Raw genomic sequence first — 16349 nt, 5'->3', positions numbered from 1 at the left:
ATGAACCGGACAGGCATTCAAAAGTCCGCGCCCATTCACCGTGCCGGCACGGCCACGCAACGCTCCCCCGAAGGCATCGCCACCGCCCCCTTCTGGGTGGAGACGCTGGTTCAGGACGAAGCCGACGGCGGCCTGACCGCCATGCGCTGCACACTCGAACCCGCCACCATGACACGCTGGCACACGCATCCGCATGGCCAGATCCTCTATGTCCTCTCGGGCGTCGGCCTTGCCGAGCGCGACGGCGGAGCCGTGGAGGAGTTACGCGCCGGCGACTGCATCAGCTTCGCACCGGATGAGCGCCATCGGCATGGCGCGCATCCGGACAGCAATTTCGCCTACATCAGCATTCAGGCTATCCGGAACGGCGCTGCCGTTACCTGGCTGGAGGATTGAACCATGATCGCCATGCAATATAGCTTCACCCTGGCCGCCGATTACGACATGGCGATCATCGACCGCCGCATCCGCGAAAAGGGTCCCTTGCTCGACAATCTGCCCGGTCTCAAGTTCAAGGCCTATCTCACCGCCCGCAAGGGCGATGCGGCTACGGGGAGCAGGGACAATTTCTACGCGCCCTTCTATGTCTGGGACAAGGACGATGGCCTGAGTGATTTCCTCTGCGGCCCCGGCTTCGCCGGCGTGACGGAGAGCTTCGGCTGGCCGCAAGTGAAGACCTGGGTGGTCTGGCGCGCGGAGATCTCTCCGGAGATTCGCAAGGCTCGCTTCGCCACAAGAGAGCTCATCCAGACGGAACCCTATGCGCCGCTTGCCGAGATACGCCGGCAGGAGAGCGAGGAAGCCGCCGACGAGGTTGCACGCGGCGAAGCGCTCGCTTCCGTCGCCGCCTTCGAACCGACGAGCTGGACGCGAGTGCGTTTCCGACTGTTGGCCGATCTGCCGAAAGACGCGCTGCGGCCGGGCGTGCAGGCCTACGATGTCGGCCATCTTTCCGCGCCCGGCGCAAGCTGAAGTGTCACGGCGACAAAGTCGTTGTTTTAAAGAGGTTCGCGGCGTTCTATGGATGGGGTAGCCTTTCCAGCAGAAGAGTGATCCCCCATGGTCGATATTGCAATGATCGAAGCCGCCCGCGCTCGCATCGGCGGCCGCGCCCGCCGCACGCCCCTCCTCTCCTCGCCTTTCCTCGACGAGATCGCCGGGCGGCGGCTGTTCGTGAAAGCCGAATGCCTGCAGCATTCCGGCTCCTTCAAGTTTCGCGGCGGCTGGTCGGCGGTCTCGGCGCTCGAGCCTTCGGTGCGCGCCCGAGGCGTCATCGCCTTCTCCTCAGGCAACCACGCCCAGGGCGTGGCGCTGGCCGCCCGGCTGCACGGCATTCCCTGCGTCATCATCATGCCGACAGATGCGCCCAAACTGAAGATCGCCAATACCCGCGCCTTCGGTGCCGAGGTGGTGCTCTACGACCGCGTGAAAGAGGATCGCGACGAGATCGGCGCGCGGCTGTCGAAGGAGCGCGGCCTCACCCTGATCAAGCCGTTCGACGAGCCGCAGGTGATCGCCGGCCAGGGAACGGTCGGCCTGGAAATTGCCGAGCAGGCGGCGGAAGAGGGTATCGAGGCCGCGCATGTCTTCGTTCCCTGCGGCGGTGGCGGCCTGACCTCCGGCATCGCGCTGGCGCTCGAAAGCCGCGCTCCCGGCTTCAAGGTTCACCCCTGCGAACCCAGGGATTTCGAGGATACGACCCGCTCGCTCGCCTCCGGCCGTATCGAGCGCAATGCCGCGCTGCAGGGATCGATCTGCGACGCCATCATCACGCCGCAGCCCGGCGACATCACCTTCCCGATCCTGAAACGCCTCTGCGGCCCCGGCCTGGTCGTGACCGACGAGGAAGCGCTTCACGCCATGGCGCTCGCCTTCACGCGGCTCAAGATCGTCGTCGAGCCCGGCGGCGCCGTGGCGCTGGCGGCAGCCCTCTTCCACGGGAACGAGATCGAAGGCGACACGGTGATCGCCGTGACGTCAGGCGGCAATGTCGATACGGATGTCTTCGAGACGGCCCTAAACCGCCATTAAACTTCAGTTCGCGGCGCGGCGATAAAGCGCCAGCGATCCCGCCAGGGCCAGGAGCGCGCCGCCACAGCCGCGCTCCAGCCATTTCGCGCCTTCCGCCTTCAGGAACCGCACGGCCTGCGAGCCGAAGGCGGCATAGCCGAACATGATCGTGAAATCGAGCGCGGCGAAGACCAGCGCCAGGATGGCATATTGCTGAAGCAGCGGCGCGGCCGGATCGATGAACTGCGGCAGGAAGGCCGAGAAGAACAGATATCCCTTGGGATTGGTCACCGCCACCATGAAGCTTTTCAGTCCGATGGAAAGCACCGTCCCCTTCGCCTGCCCGCCACTGGCCCTCAGCATGCCATCGATCGTTCCTTTCGAACGCAACATCATGATGCCGAGGAAGGCGAGATAGGCCGCACCCACCCATTTCAGCATCGAGAACCAGAATTCCGATGCCGCCAGCAATGCGCCAAGCCCGACGGCGACGGCACCGATCAGCACGAAATCCGACAATACGGCACCGACCATACCCGCCAGCGCGCGCCGCACGCCGAAACGAGACCCGTTCGTCAGGGCCAGCAGCACGGTCGGTCCCGGCGTCGCGATGCCAATGAAGGAGACGGTGATAAAGGCAAGCAGAGTGGTGGCGTGCATGGTTTCCTCCCCACGGTTGCCGCAAGCTTGCATGCGCTGACATGCTTGGCAAGTGCATGCCCTTCCCGCGGATACGGTGATCTGCCCGCAAGAAAAAACCCGCCATCTTGCGACAGCGGGTCCAGGATATTCTCGAAAGCGACGACGGATATCAGACGCCGGACTGGCCGTCCGAACCGATATAGGCGATGCGCAGCATGTTGGTGGCACCGGGAGTGCCAAGCGGCACGCCGGCCGAGATGATGATGCGGTCGCCCGGCTTGCCGAAGCCTTCCTCGGCAACGATGCGGCAGGCATTGTTGACCATGTCGTCGAGGTCGGTCGCGTCATGGGTGACGACGCAATGCATGCCCCAGACCACCGACAGGCGGCGTGCCGTCTGGATGATCGGCGACAGGGCCAGGATCGGAACCTGCGGACGCTCGCGCGAGGCGCGCAGGCCGGTCGTGCCCGACGAGGTGTAGCAGACGATGGCGGCAAGCTTCAGCGTCTCGGCGATCTGGCGGGCGGCAAGCGAGATGGCATCGGCGCCGGTCGCTTCCGGCTGGGCGCGCTGGGCGTAGATGATGCCCGGATAATGCGGCTCGCGCTCGATGGTGCTGGCGATCGAGGCCATCGTCGATACGGCTTCGACCGGATAGTCGCCCGAGGCGGATTCGGCCGACAGCATGACGGCATCGGCGCCTTCGAAGACGGCAGTGGCGACGTCGGAGACTTCGGCGCGGGTCGGAACCGGGGACGAGATCATCGATTCCAGCATCTGCGTTGCAACCACCACCGGCTTGCCGGAACGGCGGCAGGCGCGGATCAGCTGCTTCTGGATGCCGGGGACGGATTCGAGCGGCATTTCGACGCCGAGATCGCCGCGGGCGACCATCAGCGCGTCGGAAAGCTCGATGATCTCCTCGATGCGCTCGACAGCCTGCGGCTTCTCGATCTTCGACATCAGGCCAACACGGCCGCGCGAGATCTTGCGGACTTCGGACAGGTCTTCCGGGCGCTGGATGAAGGAGAGCGCCACCCAGTCGACTTCGCCGGTCGCGAGCACGGCATCGAGGTCGGTGCGGTCCTTGTCGGTCAGCGCGCCGACGCCGAGCAGCGTGTCAGGCAGGCTGACGCCCTTGCGGTCGGAGATCTTGGTACCGGAAATGACCGTCGTGACGATGCTCTTGCCGTCGCATTTTTCGGCGCGCAGCGCGAGCTTGCCGTCGTCGATCAGCAGGCGGTGGCCGGGCTGAACCGATTCCAGGATTTCCGGATGCGGCAGGAACACGCGGGTGTTGTCGCCGGGCGTGTCCTTGTTGTCGAGCGTGAAGGTCTGGCCGGGCTTGAGATCGACCTTGCCTTCGGCAAACTTGCCGACGCGCAGCTTGGGACCCTGCAGGTCGGCAAGGATACCGATCGGACGGCCACAGCGGGTCTCGACGGCACGGATGCGCTGGATCAGCGTCCGCATCACATCATGGCTGGCATGGCTCATGTTGATGCGGAACAGGTCGGCGCCGGCTTCGTGAAGCTTCTGGATCATCTCCTCGGAGGAAGAGGCCGGACCCAGCGTCGCTAGGATTTTGACTTTTCTATTGCGTTTCATCAATTCTGGCTTTCTTGGCTGCCCGGAGTATCGGAGAGCTGAACCATCCAGCTCGCCTGACGCCCCGTGTCGTATTCCTTGAATCCCATCTTCTGGTAGCCGCGTGCGTAGCAATCTTTCACGCCAGGGATCTTGAATTCATTTTCCGCCACGCACATTTCGACGTCACCCGTCCAGCGGCCGCCACGGGCCGCATCTTCTGCGTAGAGGTAATAATAGCGGGATTGGAGCGGTCCCTCGATCAGGGTCGCGCAGGTGGTGGCCGGAACCTGCCACCATCCCTCCGTTACCCAGCCGTCCTTCGCACGATAACCGATCGCCACACCGACGAGATTCTGCGTGCCGTTGCAGACGCGAAAATCGGCATGGGCTGCATTCGGCGTAAAGAAAAACGGCGCGGCGGCGGCAAGGATGAAAAAAGCGAATCGGGCAAGCGGCCCGGACCGCGTAACGAAACTTGGCGCGACTTGGCTGGACACGGCTTCCAATGGGCTCCCGGTTATTCGTTGTTGCGTCTTCTTGCGCTGCCATCCTTCGAATGTCAACGCAACTCTAATCGATTATATTTTCTTCACGGGATGGTGACGGCCTCCTCCGGCCGCCCTTGCCCGATCACCAGGCGAGCCTTGCACCTTCCGCCCTCGCATGCAATCAAACAAAGAGCTGAAATGCAATAATCGACATTCCTCATGAACGACTTCCAATCATTTGAAATCCTATCCGGCAATCGTGACAAAGGCATGGTCATTCTCGGCGACCATGCCATGCGCCGTCTTCCCGAGACTTATGGGCGGCTCGGCTTGCCGGAAACTGCCTTCTCGCGCCACATCGCCTACGACATCGGCATAGAAGGACTTTGCCGCGCGCTGTCGGCCAGGCTCGACGTGCCGGCCGTGCTTGGCGGCTTTTCCCGCCTGCTGATCGATCCCAATCGCGGCGAGGACGACCCGACGCTGATCATGAAGATTTCCGACGGCGCGATCATTCCCGGCAATCACCCGATCAGCGAGGAAGAGTGGAATTATCGCATCGAAACCTTCCACCGGCCCTATCACCGCGCCGTCAGCGAAACGATCGCGTCGGTCGCCGCCGCCACGGGCAAGGCGCCGCTGGTGCTGTCGCTGCACTCCTTCACGCCGTTCTGGAAGGGTGTTCCCCGCCCCTGGCACGCCAGCGTGCTCTGGGATAGCGACGATCGCGCCGTCCTGCCGCTGCTTGCAAAGCTCGGCGCGAATACCGATCTCGTCATAGGCGACAACGAACCCTATGACGGCGCGCTGAAGAACGACACGATGTATCGCCACTGCATGATAAAGGGCATCGCGCATGCGCTGCTGGAGGTGCGCCAGGACCTGATCGGCGACGAGGCGGGGATCGCCGAATGGGCCGATCGGCTGGCGCCGATCTTCGCCGAGATGAACGACGATCCGGCGCTGCACGAATACAAGATCCATTCGTCCCGCACCGGCCCGTACGAAGACAATTGAGGAAGCCATGATGAGCACGCTCAGCAAGCAACAGCAGACCGAACTGGAAGCCGCCGCCTTCCGCCGCCTCGTCGCGCATCTGCGCGAACGCAGCGACGTCCAGAACATCGACCTGATGAATCTTGCCGGTTTCTGTCGCAACTGCCTGTCCAACTGGTATCGCGAGGCGGCCGAGGACGCGGGCCTGCCCGTCACCAAGGACGAATCGCGCGAGATGGTCTACGGCATGCCTTACGAGGACTGGAAGAATCTGCATCAGTCCGAGGCGTCGGCTGTGCAAAAAGCCGCTTTTGAGCGGAACAAACCGAAAGAATAAGTCCACACCCATCGAGACGGCTTGACCTCGCGCGCCATTCGCGGCAGGTCAACGGCCCAACCGAGTCCGAAATCCCATCGGGGGAGCAAGGACATCAGGGGCTCTTGGCGCCGCCCGCGACCAGCCTCGCGCTTTCGTTGAGCGTGTCGCAGCGGCAGGCGCAGATCCGGAATTTTGTAATTCCCGCCTGGAAACAGGGAATTACGCGAACCACAAAGCAGCGCAGGCTGTTGCCTTGAAAGGAAAAGAAAATGGACGACACGTCGAGTGTTGAGAATGTCGCCGCCGCCGAACTGCGGGCGTTCATCGAGCGTATCGAACGCCTCGAGGAAGAAAAGGCCGCCATCCAGTCCGACATCAAGGACGTGATGGGCGAGGCAAAGGGCCGCGGCTACGACACCAAGGCGATCCGCACCATCATCCGCCTGCGCAAGAAGGACGCCAACGAGCGCCTCGAAGAAGAATCCATCCTGCAGACCTACATGGCTGCCCTGGGCATGGAATAGGTGGCGGGCGCCCACGGGCGCCCTGCCATATCGCTATCGGCAGCCGGTCATATCCGGCTGCCGGCACCACCCACGCTTGACGGGAAATTTTGCGCGAGATACAATCCGAAAGTTGCACAGGATAAGATCCGCGTACCAAATTGCCGCATTGAGCATATCTGCCGAATACCGTAGGGGCTGAGCCTGTAACAGGTGACGGGGACGAGCGTGGGGAAGACACTCTCCAGGACAATGCAATGGCTGGTGCGCATTCTATGCGCCGTCGCCCTGCTGTCCGTCGGCTTCGCCCACCAGCCGGCCATCGCGAACACCGGCGAACCCACCGAGCTCGAGCTTGCCCAATACCGGTTGCCGGACGGCAGCCTGCCGGTTCTCTGCATCACCGAACGGACGCCCGACGGCAAGGAACACGGCAAGGCCTATATGCCCGGCTGCGAGGCCTGCCGGATTGCAGCGGCAGCCCTGCTTCCGCTGCCGCCGACGGATATTTTCGCGCATCTCGGCTTCGTAACATCCGATGTTCCCGCCCCGACAAGCGAAGCCTTCCACCGCCAGCTCTATCCGCCGAATACCGGCCCGCGCGCGCCACCCATCCTCCAGATCCGCATTGCCTGAGCCTGCGTTGCGGCATGCGCCGTGACGCTTGTCGTCAACGGCGGCCGAACCAAGCACGCAATCCGTGCCGGCTGTGGGCGGACTGCCTTCCTGCCGATCATCGCCACGCGAAACGGGCTGCCACGGCCGCCCCCGCGCCGGAAAATCCGTACAAGGCGATGACCGAAACAGTCCTTCCGCAAGCAGGTTTCGTGCCGCCAGCCGGACTTCCGGAGGATCGTCATGTCAACCGTCACCGCGGCCGAAACCGCCGCCGCATCCACCGACACTATTTCGCTCTATCGCGCGATCTGGCGCTGGCATTTTTTCGCCGGCCTGCTCGTCATCCCTTTCATGCTCAATCTGGCGATCACCGGGTCGCTCTATCTCTTCAAGAACGAGATCGACACCACATTCTATGCCCATCGCCATGTCGTCGCCGATAGGGGAGCGATGCTGACGCCGCAGCGGATCGTCGATGCGGCCGTCGCGGCGATGCCTGGCGCCCGAGCCACCTCCTATCGCGAAGCGCCGGCCGGAAATCGCTCGGCGGCCGTCACCGTCTCGAAAGGCGGCCAGTCGACGGTCGTCTATGTCGATCCGCATGATGGCGCGGTGCTGGATTCGGTCGGCGCGAAGGAGGATTTCGGCTGGATCGTCCGGCGCATCCACAGCCTCGACTATTTCGGCACATGGGCCAATCGCATCATCGAGATCGTCGGTGGCTTCGCACTCGTCCTCGTCGTCACCGGCATCTATCTCTGGTGGCCACGCAAGCAGACCGGCGGGGTCGTCAGCATCCGCGGCAATCCCTCGCGCCGCGTTTTCTGGCGAGACCTGCATGCCGTCACCGGCGCGGCGGCCGGCCTGCTCATCTTCTTCCTGTCGCTCAGCGGCATGCCGTGGTCCGGCTATTGGGGCGCCAATGTCAAAGGCTGGCTGGCCACCCATGATCTTGGCTTTCCCACCGCGCTGTGGGACGAAGTGCCGAAATCGGCGAAGGTGACCGACGATATCCTCCCCGCACCCGGCTGGATCGTCGAGAAGGCGCCGGTGCCGCTGTCCACGCCCGTCGGCGCACAACCGATCGGCATCGACAAGGCGGTGGAGATCGCCAAGGGGCTCGGCATGGCGCCGGGCTTCGCGCTCGCCATCCCCGCCGACAAAACCGGCGTCTACACCGCCGCCCTCTATCCCGCCGACCTTGCCGACGAGCGCACCATCCACATCGACCAATATTCCGGCAAGCCGCTCGTCGATCTCTCCTTCAGCCAGTATCCCGCCCTCGGCAGGGCGATCGAATGGGGGATCAACGTCCATCTGGGCCAGGAATGGGGCCTGTTCAACCGGCTTCTGATGCTGGCAACCTGCCTGGCGATCATGCTGAGCTGCGTGACGGCCGTCGTCATGTGGTGGAAGCGGCGTCCGGCCGGACGCCTCGGCGTGCCGCCCATGCCGCCGCGGCGCTCCGTCTATATCGGCCTATGGCTGATCGTCATCGCCTTCGGTGCCGCTTTCCCGCTCACCGGGCTTGTCATCGTCGCCATGCTCACCCTCGACCAGCTCCTGGTGCGCTTCGTGCCGCCGCTGCGGCGCTTCCTCTCCTGATGCCTCAATCCTCTCTCGGACAACGAGCAAATCACCCCAATTGAAAGGACAATCATCATGCTTCGGACGACGAAAATCCTGATCGCAGCCTTCGCGGCCACCATCATTCTTACGGGTCAGGCCCTCGCCCATGCCCATCTCAAATCCAGCACTCCCGCTGCCGACAGCACGGTCAAGCAATCCCCTGGGGAAATCGACCTGACCTTCAGCGAGGGCCTGAATCTCAAATTCAGCGGTGTTACCGTCACAGGCCCGGGCAAGGCGGCCGTGAAGACCGGCAATCCCATGCTGATGAATGGCGATAGCACGCTGATGATCCCGGTCACGGACAAGCTGGCTTCGGGCAAATACACCGTGGAATGGCGCGTCCTCTCGACCGACGGTCACAAGACCAACGGCAGCTATAGCTTCACCATAGCACCGTGAAAGGCCTCACGACCTCCGACCGGCGAAAAGGCGAAGTCCTGTCGCCGGTCGCTCCCCCGCGCGATTGCCCATGGATTGCGCGGCCGGGCTATCCGGCCATGCATTTCCGGATGAAATGCAGCCAGCTGTCGTTGCGGCGAACGGTTGCCCGCGGCAGGCCGAAAGGGTCGTCATCCTGCCGCGCCCGTCCACGTCGCGTCGTCGTTGCCGCGCTGTAGCCGGCCTCGTAGGCCAGCACGCGGTCGAGCGGCATCTCATCACCATAGGGAAAGCAGAAGGAGGAGACGATCTCGTCGAGCATATCCTCCAGCAGCTCCCGGGACTGGGCGATCTGGCGGCGCGCCTCCTCCATCGGCACCTGCGGCAAATGCACGTGGTCGAGCGTATGCGAGCCGACTTCATGTCCAAGACGGACCCATTCGCGAAGCTGCTCCAGCGACATGCAGGGCGCCTGCGCTATGCCCAGGGGGACATCCCAGACATTGCTGCCGCCGACCTGATTGGCGACGACGAAATTCGTGGCGGTAAAGCCGAACTCCTGCAGGATGGGCAAGGCGTTTTCGTAGACATTGGCATAGCTGTCGTCGAAGGTGATGGCGGCGACCTTGCCGGTCTTGATGCCCTGGATGTAAGGCAGCGCCTCCCGCAGCGACAGCCCCTGGATACCCAGCCTTTTCAGCCATGCCATCTGGCGATGGAAGGCTTGCGGGTGCACTGCCATGCTTCGGAACGGCGCCCGGCGCGAAGGCGGGGCGGCGATCTGATGATAGAGAAGAATGGGAACGGCCAAGTTGGATGATCTCAGCTCGAGCGCCGGGAGCGCATTGCGATCCGGGCGCGGTATAGCGGCCGCAATATTTCCCTGGAAAGCTTCTCGACCGCCGTCTTGCGTCCCTTGATGGTGCTGCCGCCGAGCTGCGCGGAGACTTCATGCACACCGCCAGGCATGACCGCAAGCGGCGACAGGCGGGTGACCCAGCGCATCTGGACGATGGTGTCGACGGGCCGGTCGAACAAGGCGGTCGCCTCCAGCAGGCGGATGGCAGCATCGCGGCTGACAAGCTGCGCCACCATGCCCAGACCGACGCGACCCGGCCGGATGACCCTTGCCTGGCCATGCGTCAGGACGCATTCGCCATGCTCCTTGCCCATCCGGAAGGGAAAGCGGATGAAGGCGCCCGGCGTCAGGCATGCTCGCGCGGCGGCAAAGGCTGCATGAAAGGATGCATCGATCTCCACATCATCCTCGAAGACAAGGCCGGCATCGACACCCTGCTCGACGATTTCAGCCCATGCCTTGCGGTGCGAGAGGAAGCAGGCGATCTCACCGATGCTCATCTCGAAGGGATACGGCGGACTATGGAGATGGCGCCGGTAGACCTGATCTATCTCCGCCCCGGATAAGGTGCCGGCATCAACGGCACTGATGACCTCGCTTGCCACCGGCAGCATGGCGGTCAGCCTTTCCACCTGGGGCAGACGGTCGCGGGCGCGATCCAGATGGATGATGAAGCCGCGGATATTCGCTTCATCCGGCTGATGGCGGGTCGTGCCCAAGGGGGCATGATCCAGCTCCAGCCCGGTATGAATTCTTTCAAGTGGCATCGCTGGCGACGGGCCGAACTGATAGGTCTGCATCGGAGGAATCTCGGTGTCAAAATACGAGAATCTCCGTAGCAATCCTGCATGAAGGCGGGCTTAGGCAGACATGAAGCGAAACTGAAAACCGGCATCTTCCATGATGCCGTGCAGGGACGCCTGGAGCATGTCGCGCAAAAGTGTGCAGCGGTTTTGCAGTGACGACATGCGTAAAATCAAAGGCCTGAAGCGCAGAGAGCGAATCTGAAAGATCGCGATGCGCTTTAGCCGATCATGCTGATGAGGCCATTCGCGATCTTGCCTTCGACCCAGCGGCGCTCGTCCTGCCAGGCATGGCGTTTCCACCCCTCCCAACTGAAACCGCAGAGCTTCACGTCCCATTCGCCTGCGGGAAGACGCGTCAGAGCATGGCAAATGCCGAGAAAGCCGGTGCTTGGAAAGACGTCACGCATCCTCGATTCCGTCACGCCAAGGGCCGCGCAGCCGGACAGGTAGAATTGCGGCGGCATGACGCGAACTTCCTTGCCGGCACTGCCGATCAGCTCGATCGCCTGCATCGTCCAGTCGGCCCGCCTGCCCCTGAGGCGCGAAAGCATATTCGGCTTGGGATGGTATTTGCGGATGATGCCGGGATGATAGACGAGCATCACCTCCCTGGCGGCCTTGAAGGCGACATTGTCCCAGAAGGCCGGATCGGCCAGCCGCCGCTGCATCGATTTGCTCGACGCCGCCAGCATCAGAATATCCGTGCGCGTGCCGCTCATGCCGGACGACAGGTTCGGCGCGTTGAAGCGCATCGCGAAATCGGCATTGTCCACGATCCCCGAGAGATCGCGGTGCAGTTTGCCATTGCCGATGATAACAGCCGTCTTGCGTGTCAATCGAGGATATCCAGCCCTGTCGGCAGATGCACTAGCAGCGCTGCATGAGCCGGGAATGAAGCTGGAGCCTACAAGGGCAACGAAAGCGCGCCCGCCGCAATTCTCTCCACCGTCTGGATGAAGAGAGCGCATTCCGCCTGCATCACACGTTGCTCGAGGGCAGCGGCATCGTCCGAAGGGTCGATCCGGACTTCCTCTGCTGCAATGATCCGGCCCTGATCGTATTCCGCATCCACCAGATGGATGGTCGCGCCGGTCACGGCCTCACCCGCCTCCAGCACGGCCTGATGCACTCTCCGGCCATACATGCCCGGCCCGCCATATCCGGGCAAAAGCCCCGGATGCACATTGAGGATCCTTCCTTGGAAAGCCGACAGCGTCTTCGGACCCAATTTACGCAGATATCCCGAGAGAATGACGAGATCCGCACCGGCAGCGATGAGAGCGTCCCGAAGCATCTCGTCGGCCGCATCTTCGACGCCCTTCGTCGGAATATGCAGGGTGGCAATGCCGCGTGCCCGGGCATGATCGAGCGCGGACGCATTCGAACGATTGCTCACCACAAGAGAGACGACCGCCGCATCCAGCCGCCCCTCGTCAATCGCCGCGGCGATGGCGCGGAAGGATGAACCATTGTTGGAGGCGAGAGCTGCGATGCGAAGCATTGTCGTCGGTGCCCGGTCGGTATTTCCACATGATCGGTGGCGCGGAAAAGAAAATCGCCCGCGGCGCAGTGCTGCAGGCGATCTCCTATCCGATTTCACGATTCCGGCGCCCTAAGGCCTGCCGCTATTCGACCGAGTTGAACTTCTTGACCTGCATGAAGTTGACAGCCGTGCCGCTGAAGCGCTCGGGGTCGATCGAGGCGGTCTGGACCTTGAAACCATCCGTGTAGACGGCCGTCGGCTGGGCGCGCAGCGTCGGGCTGACGAAGCGCGGCGCCTTGACCGGGCGATTGACGATTTCAACACGGGCATTGGCGATCGCCCATTGCGAGATCATCTTGTCCGTCAGCTTCGGCGGAGTGGTCACCGTCGCGCGGCCGGCATCCGCGACCGCGGCATCCTGCCGGCTCGGGCGGCCGCCCTTGGTCGCGACATTGGCAACAGCGCCATGATCCTGCGGCGCCGTCACTTCAAAACTATCGTTGAAACGATTGCTGCTGACTTTGACGTCGCGGGGCGTCGGCGCGAGGGCTGCCATCTGCGTCGGCATCTTCTGCTCCGGCCGCTTCTGCGGCAGGGCGGCGGCAATGGCGCGAATGGCGTCGTTTCCGGCCGCGGCATTATCCGTCGGCGGCACCTCATCCTTGGAGGCGACATCATTGGCGGCCGCGGTAACGGGGACGCCGGTATTGGCGGCCATCTGATCGGAGCGGCGCTGCTCGAGCGCGGCGACGATCGCGGGCGACAGAGTATTCGCGTCGGCGACATCGTCGATCGCATCCGGATCGGCGTCGGCCGACGCAAGCAGGCTCTCGGCGACTTCCGGACGCTCCGCCGGGACGGGCACGCCGACGGCAACCTGATCGTTCACACCGGGTTCTGCGGATGCCACTTCGGCATCGCCGGGCGAACGGCGGTTGAGCAGGGACGGCACCGGAACACGATAGTCGCGCAGGTCGGCATATTGCTGCTGCTGGTCATCCGTGGCCGGCATCGCGGCGGCAAGCGCGTCCTGCGCGGCATTACGCGGCGGCGACATCAGGGCCGACGCGACTTCGCTGCCGGCTGGCTGGTTGCCGAAGGCCGGCCGCACCTGCGGAACCGGCGCGTTTATGCTTGCAACCTGCACCGATGCAGCCGGTGCTGCGGGCGCCGCGCTATCGTCACCGTCATCCGACGCGGCGGGTGCCGGCTGGGTGTTCTTGGCGACCAGGGTGGTCGGCGCTGCCGCTGCCGGCGCGCCGCTATCCGCATTGTCCTCTTCCTCATCCGCGCCACCGCCGAACAGTCGCGCGAAGAAGCCGCGGCGAGGAGACGACGAGCTGGCGATCTGGATATCGTCGGACGACATGCGGCGCTTGTAGTCCGCAACCGCCTGCTGATACCCCGGCAACGGCCTGCCGTCGGCCGGAATATGCATGGTCTTGCCGTCGGGGAACAGGCGCACCAGTTCCTGGCGGTCCATGCGCGGCCATGCGCGCACGCCGCCGACGTCCATATGCACGAAGGGCGAACCCGAGGTCGGGTAGTAGCCGACGCCGCCGACCTGAAGCTTCATGCCGATTTCGCGCAGCTTCGAAAGCTTGACGTCGGGAATGTAGAAATCCATCGCGTTGCCGAGCATATGCTGGCTCTTCTTGGCAACGCCCGTGTGGGCCGACCGCGTGCGCAGCATCTCGTTCGTGCCGGGAGACCGGAAACCGCAGACGACATAGATGAAGTCGCTCGAGCCGCTGTTGCGATAGACCTGCCAGATGAGGTCGAACAGATGCGGGTTCATCTTGGTCGGCTGGTTCTTGCGCCAGTCGCGCAGGATGCGGTTCAGCTTCTCCAGACCGGCCGGATCGAACTTCCCATCGCGCTTGTAGGTGATGACGGCCTTTTCGCCGGTATGGACGAAATAGATCTTGAGGCTGCGGGTTTCGCCGCTCGCCTTCGACGGCGAGCCAACGAATACGGGAGTGGAAACGGCCATGGCCAGCAGGCTCACGGCAACGACCTTGGCCACCTTGCGAAATATCTCAGAGCACGCAGAATGCCAGCTCAAGCTATTGGGCTTGGTATTTCCACTCAAATTCGGCAATTCGATCCCCGTCCGACAGACAATGTCGCATCGTGTTCCAAATGGCTGTCAATTGCGGTGACACGATGGCAAAAATGCCACACATGGCCGCCCCCTTCATACATGGTGAACGATGCACTAACAAGTGCTTTACGACAGGTAACAAAATATGCTTGCCTAAAGGTTAAGCTGCGCTCAGGCAGCGCTTTTCTGCGGGTCATCCGGGTCTATCCCATAGTCTTTCAACTTGCGATAGAGCGTCGAACGGCCGATTCCGAGCTTCCTGGCAACCTGACTCATTTGTCCCCGATAGAATTTGAGGGCGAACCGAATGAGCTCTTCCTCGACATCCGCAAGCTTTCTGACGTCACCGGCCGGGTCCGTGCTGACGATGACATTGTCGGACATCTGGGCCGCCGCAATGTCAGCGACCGAGGCCGGCAGGGTTGCCACATCCTCCGCGGCCACGACATACGCGCCGCGCTCGAACCTGTCCGCAACCATGGCGTCAATGCCCTGGGGCCGGGAATTATCCACAACTAAGGTCGGTTGCTCGCCGGTGAAATAGCCCGGCAGCTGCGCCGCGATCTGCGGGAAATCGCTCTCCACCAGTTCCGACCCTTCCGTCAGCACCACGGCACGGAAGATGGCGTTCTCGAGCTGACGGATATTGCCCGGCCAGTCATAGGCCGTCAGCAGCGCCAGCGCGCCGTTGCTGATCGACAGCGAATGACCGAGCTTCTGTTCGAGCGCAAAGCGATCGGCAAAGGCCCGCGCCAGATGCGGGATATCCTCCTTGCGCCGACGCAGCGCCGGCATGGTGATCGGGAAGACGTTCAGGCGATAGTAGAGGTCTTCGCGGAAGCGTCCGGCCTTCACCTCTTCGATCAGGTCCTTGTTGGTGGCCGAGATCAGCCGCACATTGACCTTCTGCGCCACGCGGGCGCCGACCGTCTCGATCTCGCCCTGCTGCACGGCGCGCAGCAGCTTGACCTGCACCTCCAGCGGCAGATCGCCGACCTCGTCGAGGAACAGCGTGCCGCCGTCTGCCTCCATGAACTTGCCGACATGCCGCTCGGCCGCGCCCGTGAAGGCGCCCTTCTCATGGCCGAACAGGATGCTTTCGACCAGATTATGCGGAATGGCGCCGCAATTGACGGTGACGAAGGGTTTGCCGGCACGATCGCTCGCCGCCTGAATGGCGCGGGCCACCAGTTCCTTGCCGACGCCGGATTCGCCTTCCAGCACCACGGGAATGTTCGACTGCGCGGCGCGGTGAGCGAGATCGATCACCCGCATCATCGCCGGGCTCGCCGAGACGATGTCGTCAAAGGTGATCGCACCCGAGCGCGACTTGCGTCCGGCACGGGCCTTCGCCTCGCGCTGGTCGAGCTTCAACGCATTCGCGATCGAAGCGGAAATCCGCTCCGGCGACACCGGCTTGACGACGAAATCGAAGGCACCGGCGCGCATCGCCTGCACCACGGTCTCGATACCGCCCTGCCCTGTCTGGACGATGACGGGAATATCGGTACCCATGTCGCTGAGCGCGCTCAGAAACTCCAGGCCGTTCATTTCCGGCATCATCAGATCGAGCACGATCACGTTGATCTGCTCGCCATTGCGCTTCAGGAACTCGATCCCGAACCGGCCGTTCTCCGTCAGATGAGCGACGTGTCCGTGCCGTTCGATGGCATTCTTCAGCAGACGCCGCTGGATCGGATCATCCTCAACAACGAGAACCTGCGCGCTCCCCTTGGCGCTATTCAATACGGTCATTGGTGCCTCACTTCATGCGAAACCTGAGGCGAACCTTGGCAGAAAGGCTTGAACACGAAGTTTTGCCAAACCATCGTATTTTAATCATTATGTCGAATGTAACATCGCTTATGACGTCATCGTCCGACCCCGAAAAATCCGCCCTTGCCGAGGCCTTTTCAGCCG

18 protein-coding genes are annotated in these 16349 nt (G+C 63.0%); 9 read left to right on the top strand and 9 right to left on the bottom strand.

What is annotated here, in order from left to right; translation table 11 throughout:
• The 3 genes from FHX11_RS20310 (at window position 1) to FHX11_RS20300 (ending at window position 2031) form a co-directional block, all read left to right on the top strand.
• Complete coding sequence (locus FHX11_RS20310; RefSeq protein WP_184359924.1) at window positions 1–396, top strand: cupin domain-containing protein; 396 nt, start codon at window positions 1–3, stop codon at window positions 394–396.
• A gap of 3 nt (window positions 397–399) precedes the next feature.
• Complete coding sequence (locus FHX11_RS20305) at window positions 400–972, top strand: DUF4865 family protein (protein WP_184359922.1); 573 nt, start codon at window positions 400–402, stop codon at window positions 970–972.
• A gap of 87 nt (window positions 973–1059) precedes the next feature.
• Entirely contained in the window at window positions 1060–2031 is a 972-nt protein-coding gene (locus FHX11_RS20300; RefSeq protein ID WP_184359920.1) for a threonine/serine dehydratase, read from the top strand.
• Window positions 2032–2034: 3 nt separating this feature from the next.
• Here FHX11_RS20300 and FHX11_RS20295 read toward each other — a convergent pair whose 3' ends face one another.
• The 3 genes from FHX11_RS20295 to FHX11_RS20285 form a co-directional block, all read right to left on the bottom strand.
• Window positions 2035–2670: a LysE family translocator gene (locus FHX11_RS20295; protein ID WP_184359917.1), complete on the bottom strand. Its 636-nt coding sequence runs from the start codon at window positions 2668–2670 to the stop codon at window positions 2035–2037.
• 151 nt (window positions 2671–2821) lie between these two features.
• Window positions 2822–4261, bottom strand: coding sequence for a pyruvate kinase (gene pyk, locus FHX11_RS20290; RefSeq protein ID WP_184359915.1), 1440 nt, complete (start codon window positions 4259–4261; stop codon window positions 2822–2824).
• Window positions 4261–4749 (bottom strand): DUF1036 domain-containing protein, encoded by a 489-nt coding sequence (locus FHX11_RS20285; RefSeq protein WP_184360666.1) that lies wholly within the window; start codon window positions 4747–4749, stop codon window positions 4261–4263. The genes pyk and FHX11_RS20285 overlap by 1 nt, the downstream gene beginning before the upstream one ends.
• A gap of 201 nt (window positions 4750–4950) precedes the next feature.
• Here FHX11_RS20285 and FHX11_RS20280 point away from each other — a divergent pair, with 201 nt between their 5' ends.
• From FHX11_RS20280 to copC, 6 genes are all read left to right on the top strand, one after another.
• Entirely contained in the window at window positions 4951–5748 is a 798-nt protein-coding gene (locus FHX11_RS20280; RefSeq protein ID WP_184359914.1) for an N-formylglutamate amidohydrolase, read from the top strand.
• 10 nt (window positions 5749–5758) lie between these two features.
• Window positions 5759–6064 carry a DUF1244 domain-containing protein gene (locus FHX11_RS20275; protein WP_184360663.1) on the top strand — a complete coding sequence of 102 codons (306 nt, stop codon included), beginning with the start codon at window positions 5759–5761 and terminating at the stop codon, window positions 6062–6064.
• A 251-nt stretch (window positions 6065–6315) separates the two neighbouring features.
• Entirely contained in the window at window positions 6316–6570 is a 255-nt protein-coding gene (locus FHX11_RS20270) for a DUF2312 domain-containing protein (RefSeq protein ID WP_184359912.1), read from the top strand.
• Window positions 6571–6801: 231 nt separating this feature from the next.
• Complete coding sequence (locus tag FHX11_RS20265) at window positions 6802–7185, top strand: hypothetical protein (RefSeq protein ID WP_184360660.1); 384 nt, start codon at window positions 6802–6804, stop codon at window positions 7183–7185.
• Between the two features lie 222 nt (window positions 7186–7407).
• Window positions 7408–8772: a PepSY domain-containing protein gene (locus FHX11_RS20260; protein ID WP_184359911.1), complete on the top strand. Its 1365-nt coding sequence runs from the start codon at window positions 7408–7410 to the stop codon at window positions 8770–8772.
• A 57-nt stretch (window positions 8773–8829) separates the two neighbouring features.
• Window positions 8830–9198, top strand: a complete 369-nt coding sequence (gene copC, locus FHX11_RS20255) for a copper homeostasis periplasmic binding protein CopC (protein ID WP_184359910.1) — start codon at window positions 8830–8832, stop codon at window positions 9196–9198.
• A gap of 88 nt (window positions 9199–9286) precedes the next feature.
• On the opposite strand, the gene FHX11_RS20250 is transcribed toward copC, so the two are convergent.
• From FHX11_RS20250 to FHX11_RS20225, 6 genes are all read right to left on the bottom strand, one after another.
• Window positions 9287–9988 (bottom strand): polysaccharide deacetylase family protein, encoded by a 702-nt coding sequence (locus FHX11_RS20250; RefSeq protein ID WP_184359908.1) that lies wholly within the window; start codon window positions 9986–9988, stop codon window positions 9287–9289.
• Between the two features lie 11 nt (window positions 9989–9999).
• Window positions 10000–10836, bottom strand: a complete 837-nt coding sequence (locus tag FHX11_RS20245) for a glycosyltransferase family 25 protein (RefSeq protein WP_184359906.1) — start codon at window positions 10834–10836, stop codon at window positions 10000–10002.
• 224 nt (window positions 10837–11060) lie between these two features.
• Window positions 11061–11678, bottom strand: coding sequence for a hypothetical protein (locus FHX11_RS20240; protein ID WP_184359904.1), 618 nt, complete (start codon window positions 11676–11678; stop codon window positions 11061–11063).
• Window positions 11679–11746: 68 nt separating this feature from the next.
• Window positions 11747–12343, bottom strand: a complete 597-nt coding sequence (locus tag FHX11_RS20235) for a formyltransferase family protein (protein WP_184359902.1) — start codon at window positions 12341–12343, stop codon at window positions 11747–11749.
• Window positions 12344–12467: 124 nt separating this feature from the next.
• Window positions 12468–14426, bottom strand: coding sequence for a DUF882 domain-containing protein (locus FHX11_RS20230; RefSeq protein WP_184359900.1), 1959 nt, complete (start codon window positions 14424–14426; stop codon window positions 12468–12470).
• 174 nt (window positions 14427–14600) lie between these two features.
• Window positions 14601–16184: a sigma-54 dependent transcriptional regulator gene (locus FHX11_RS20225; RefSeq protein WP_184359898.1), complete on the bottom strand. Its 1584-nt coding sequence runs from the start codon at window positions 16182–16184 to the stop codon at window positions 14601–14603.
• Window positions 16185–16349: the final 165 nt, after the last annotated feature.

The sequence above is a fragment of the Rhizobium sp. BK602 genome, from assembly GCF_014195095.1.
Classification (GTDB): Bacteria; Pseudomonadota; Alphaproteobacteria; order Rhizobiales; family Rhizobiaceae; genus Rhizobium.
The sequence above is the reverse complement of the archived record's forward strand: the minus strand, read 5'-3'. Positions and strand labels throughout refer to the sequence as shown.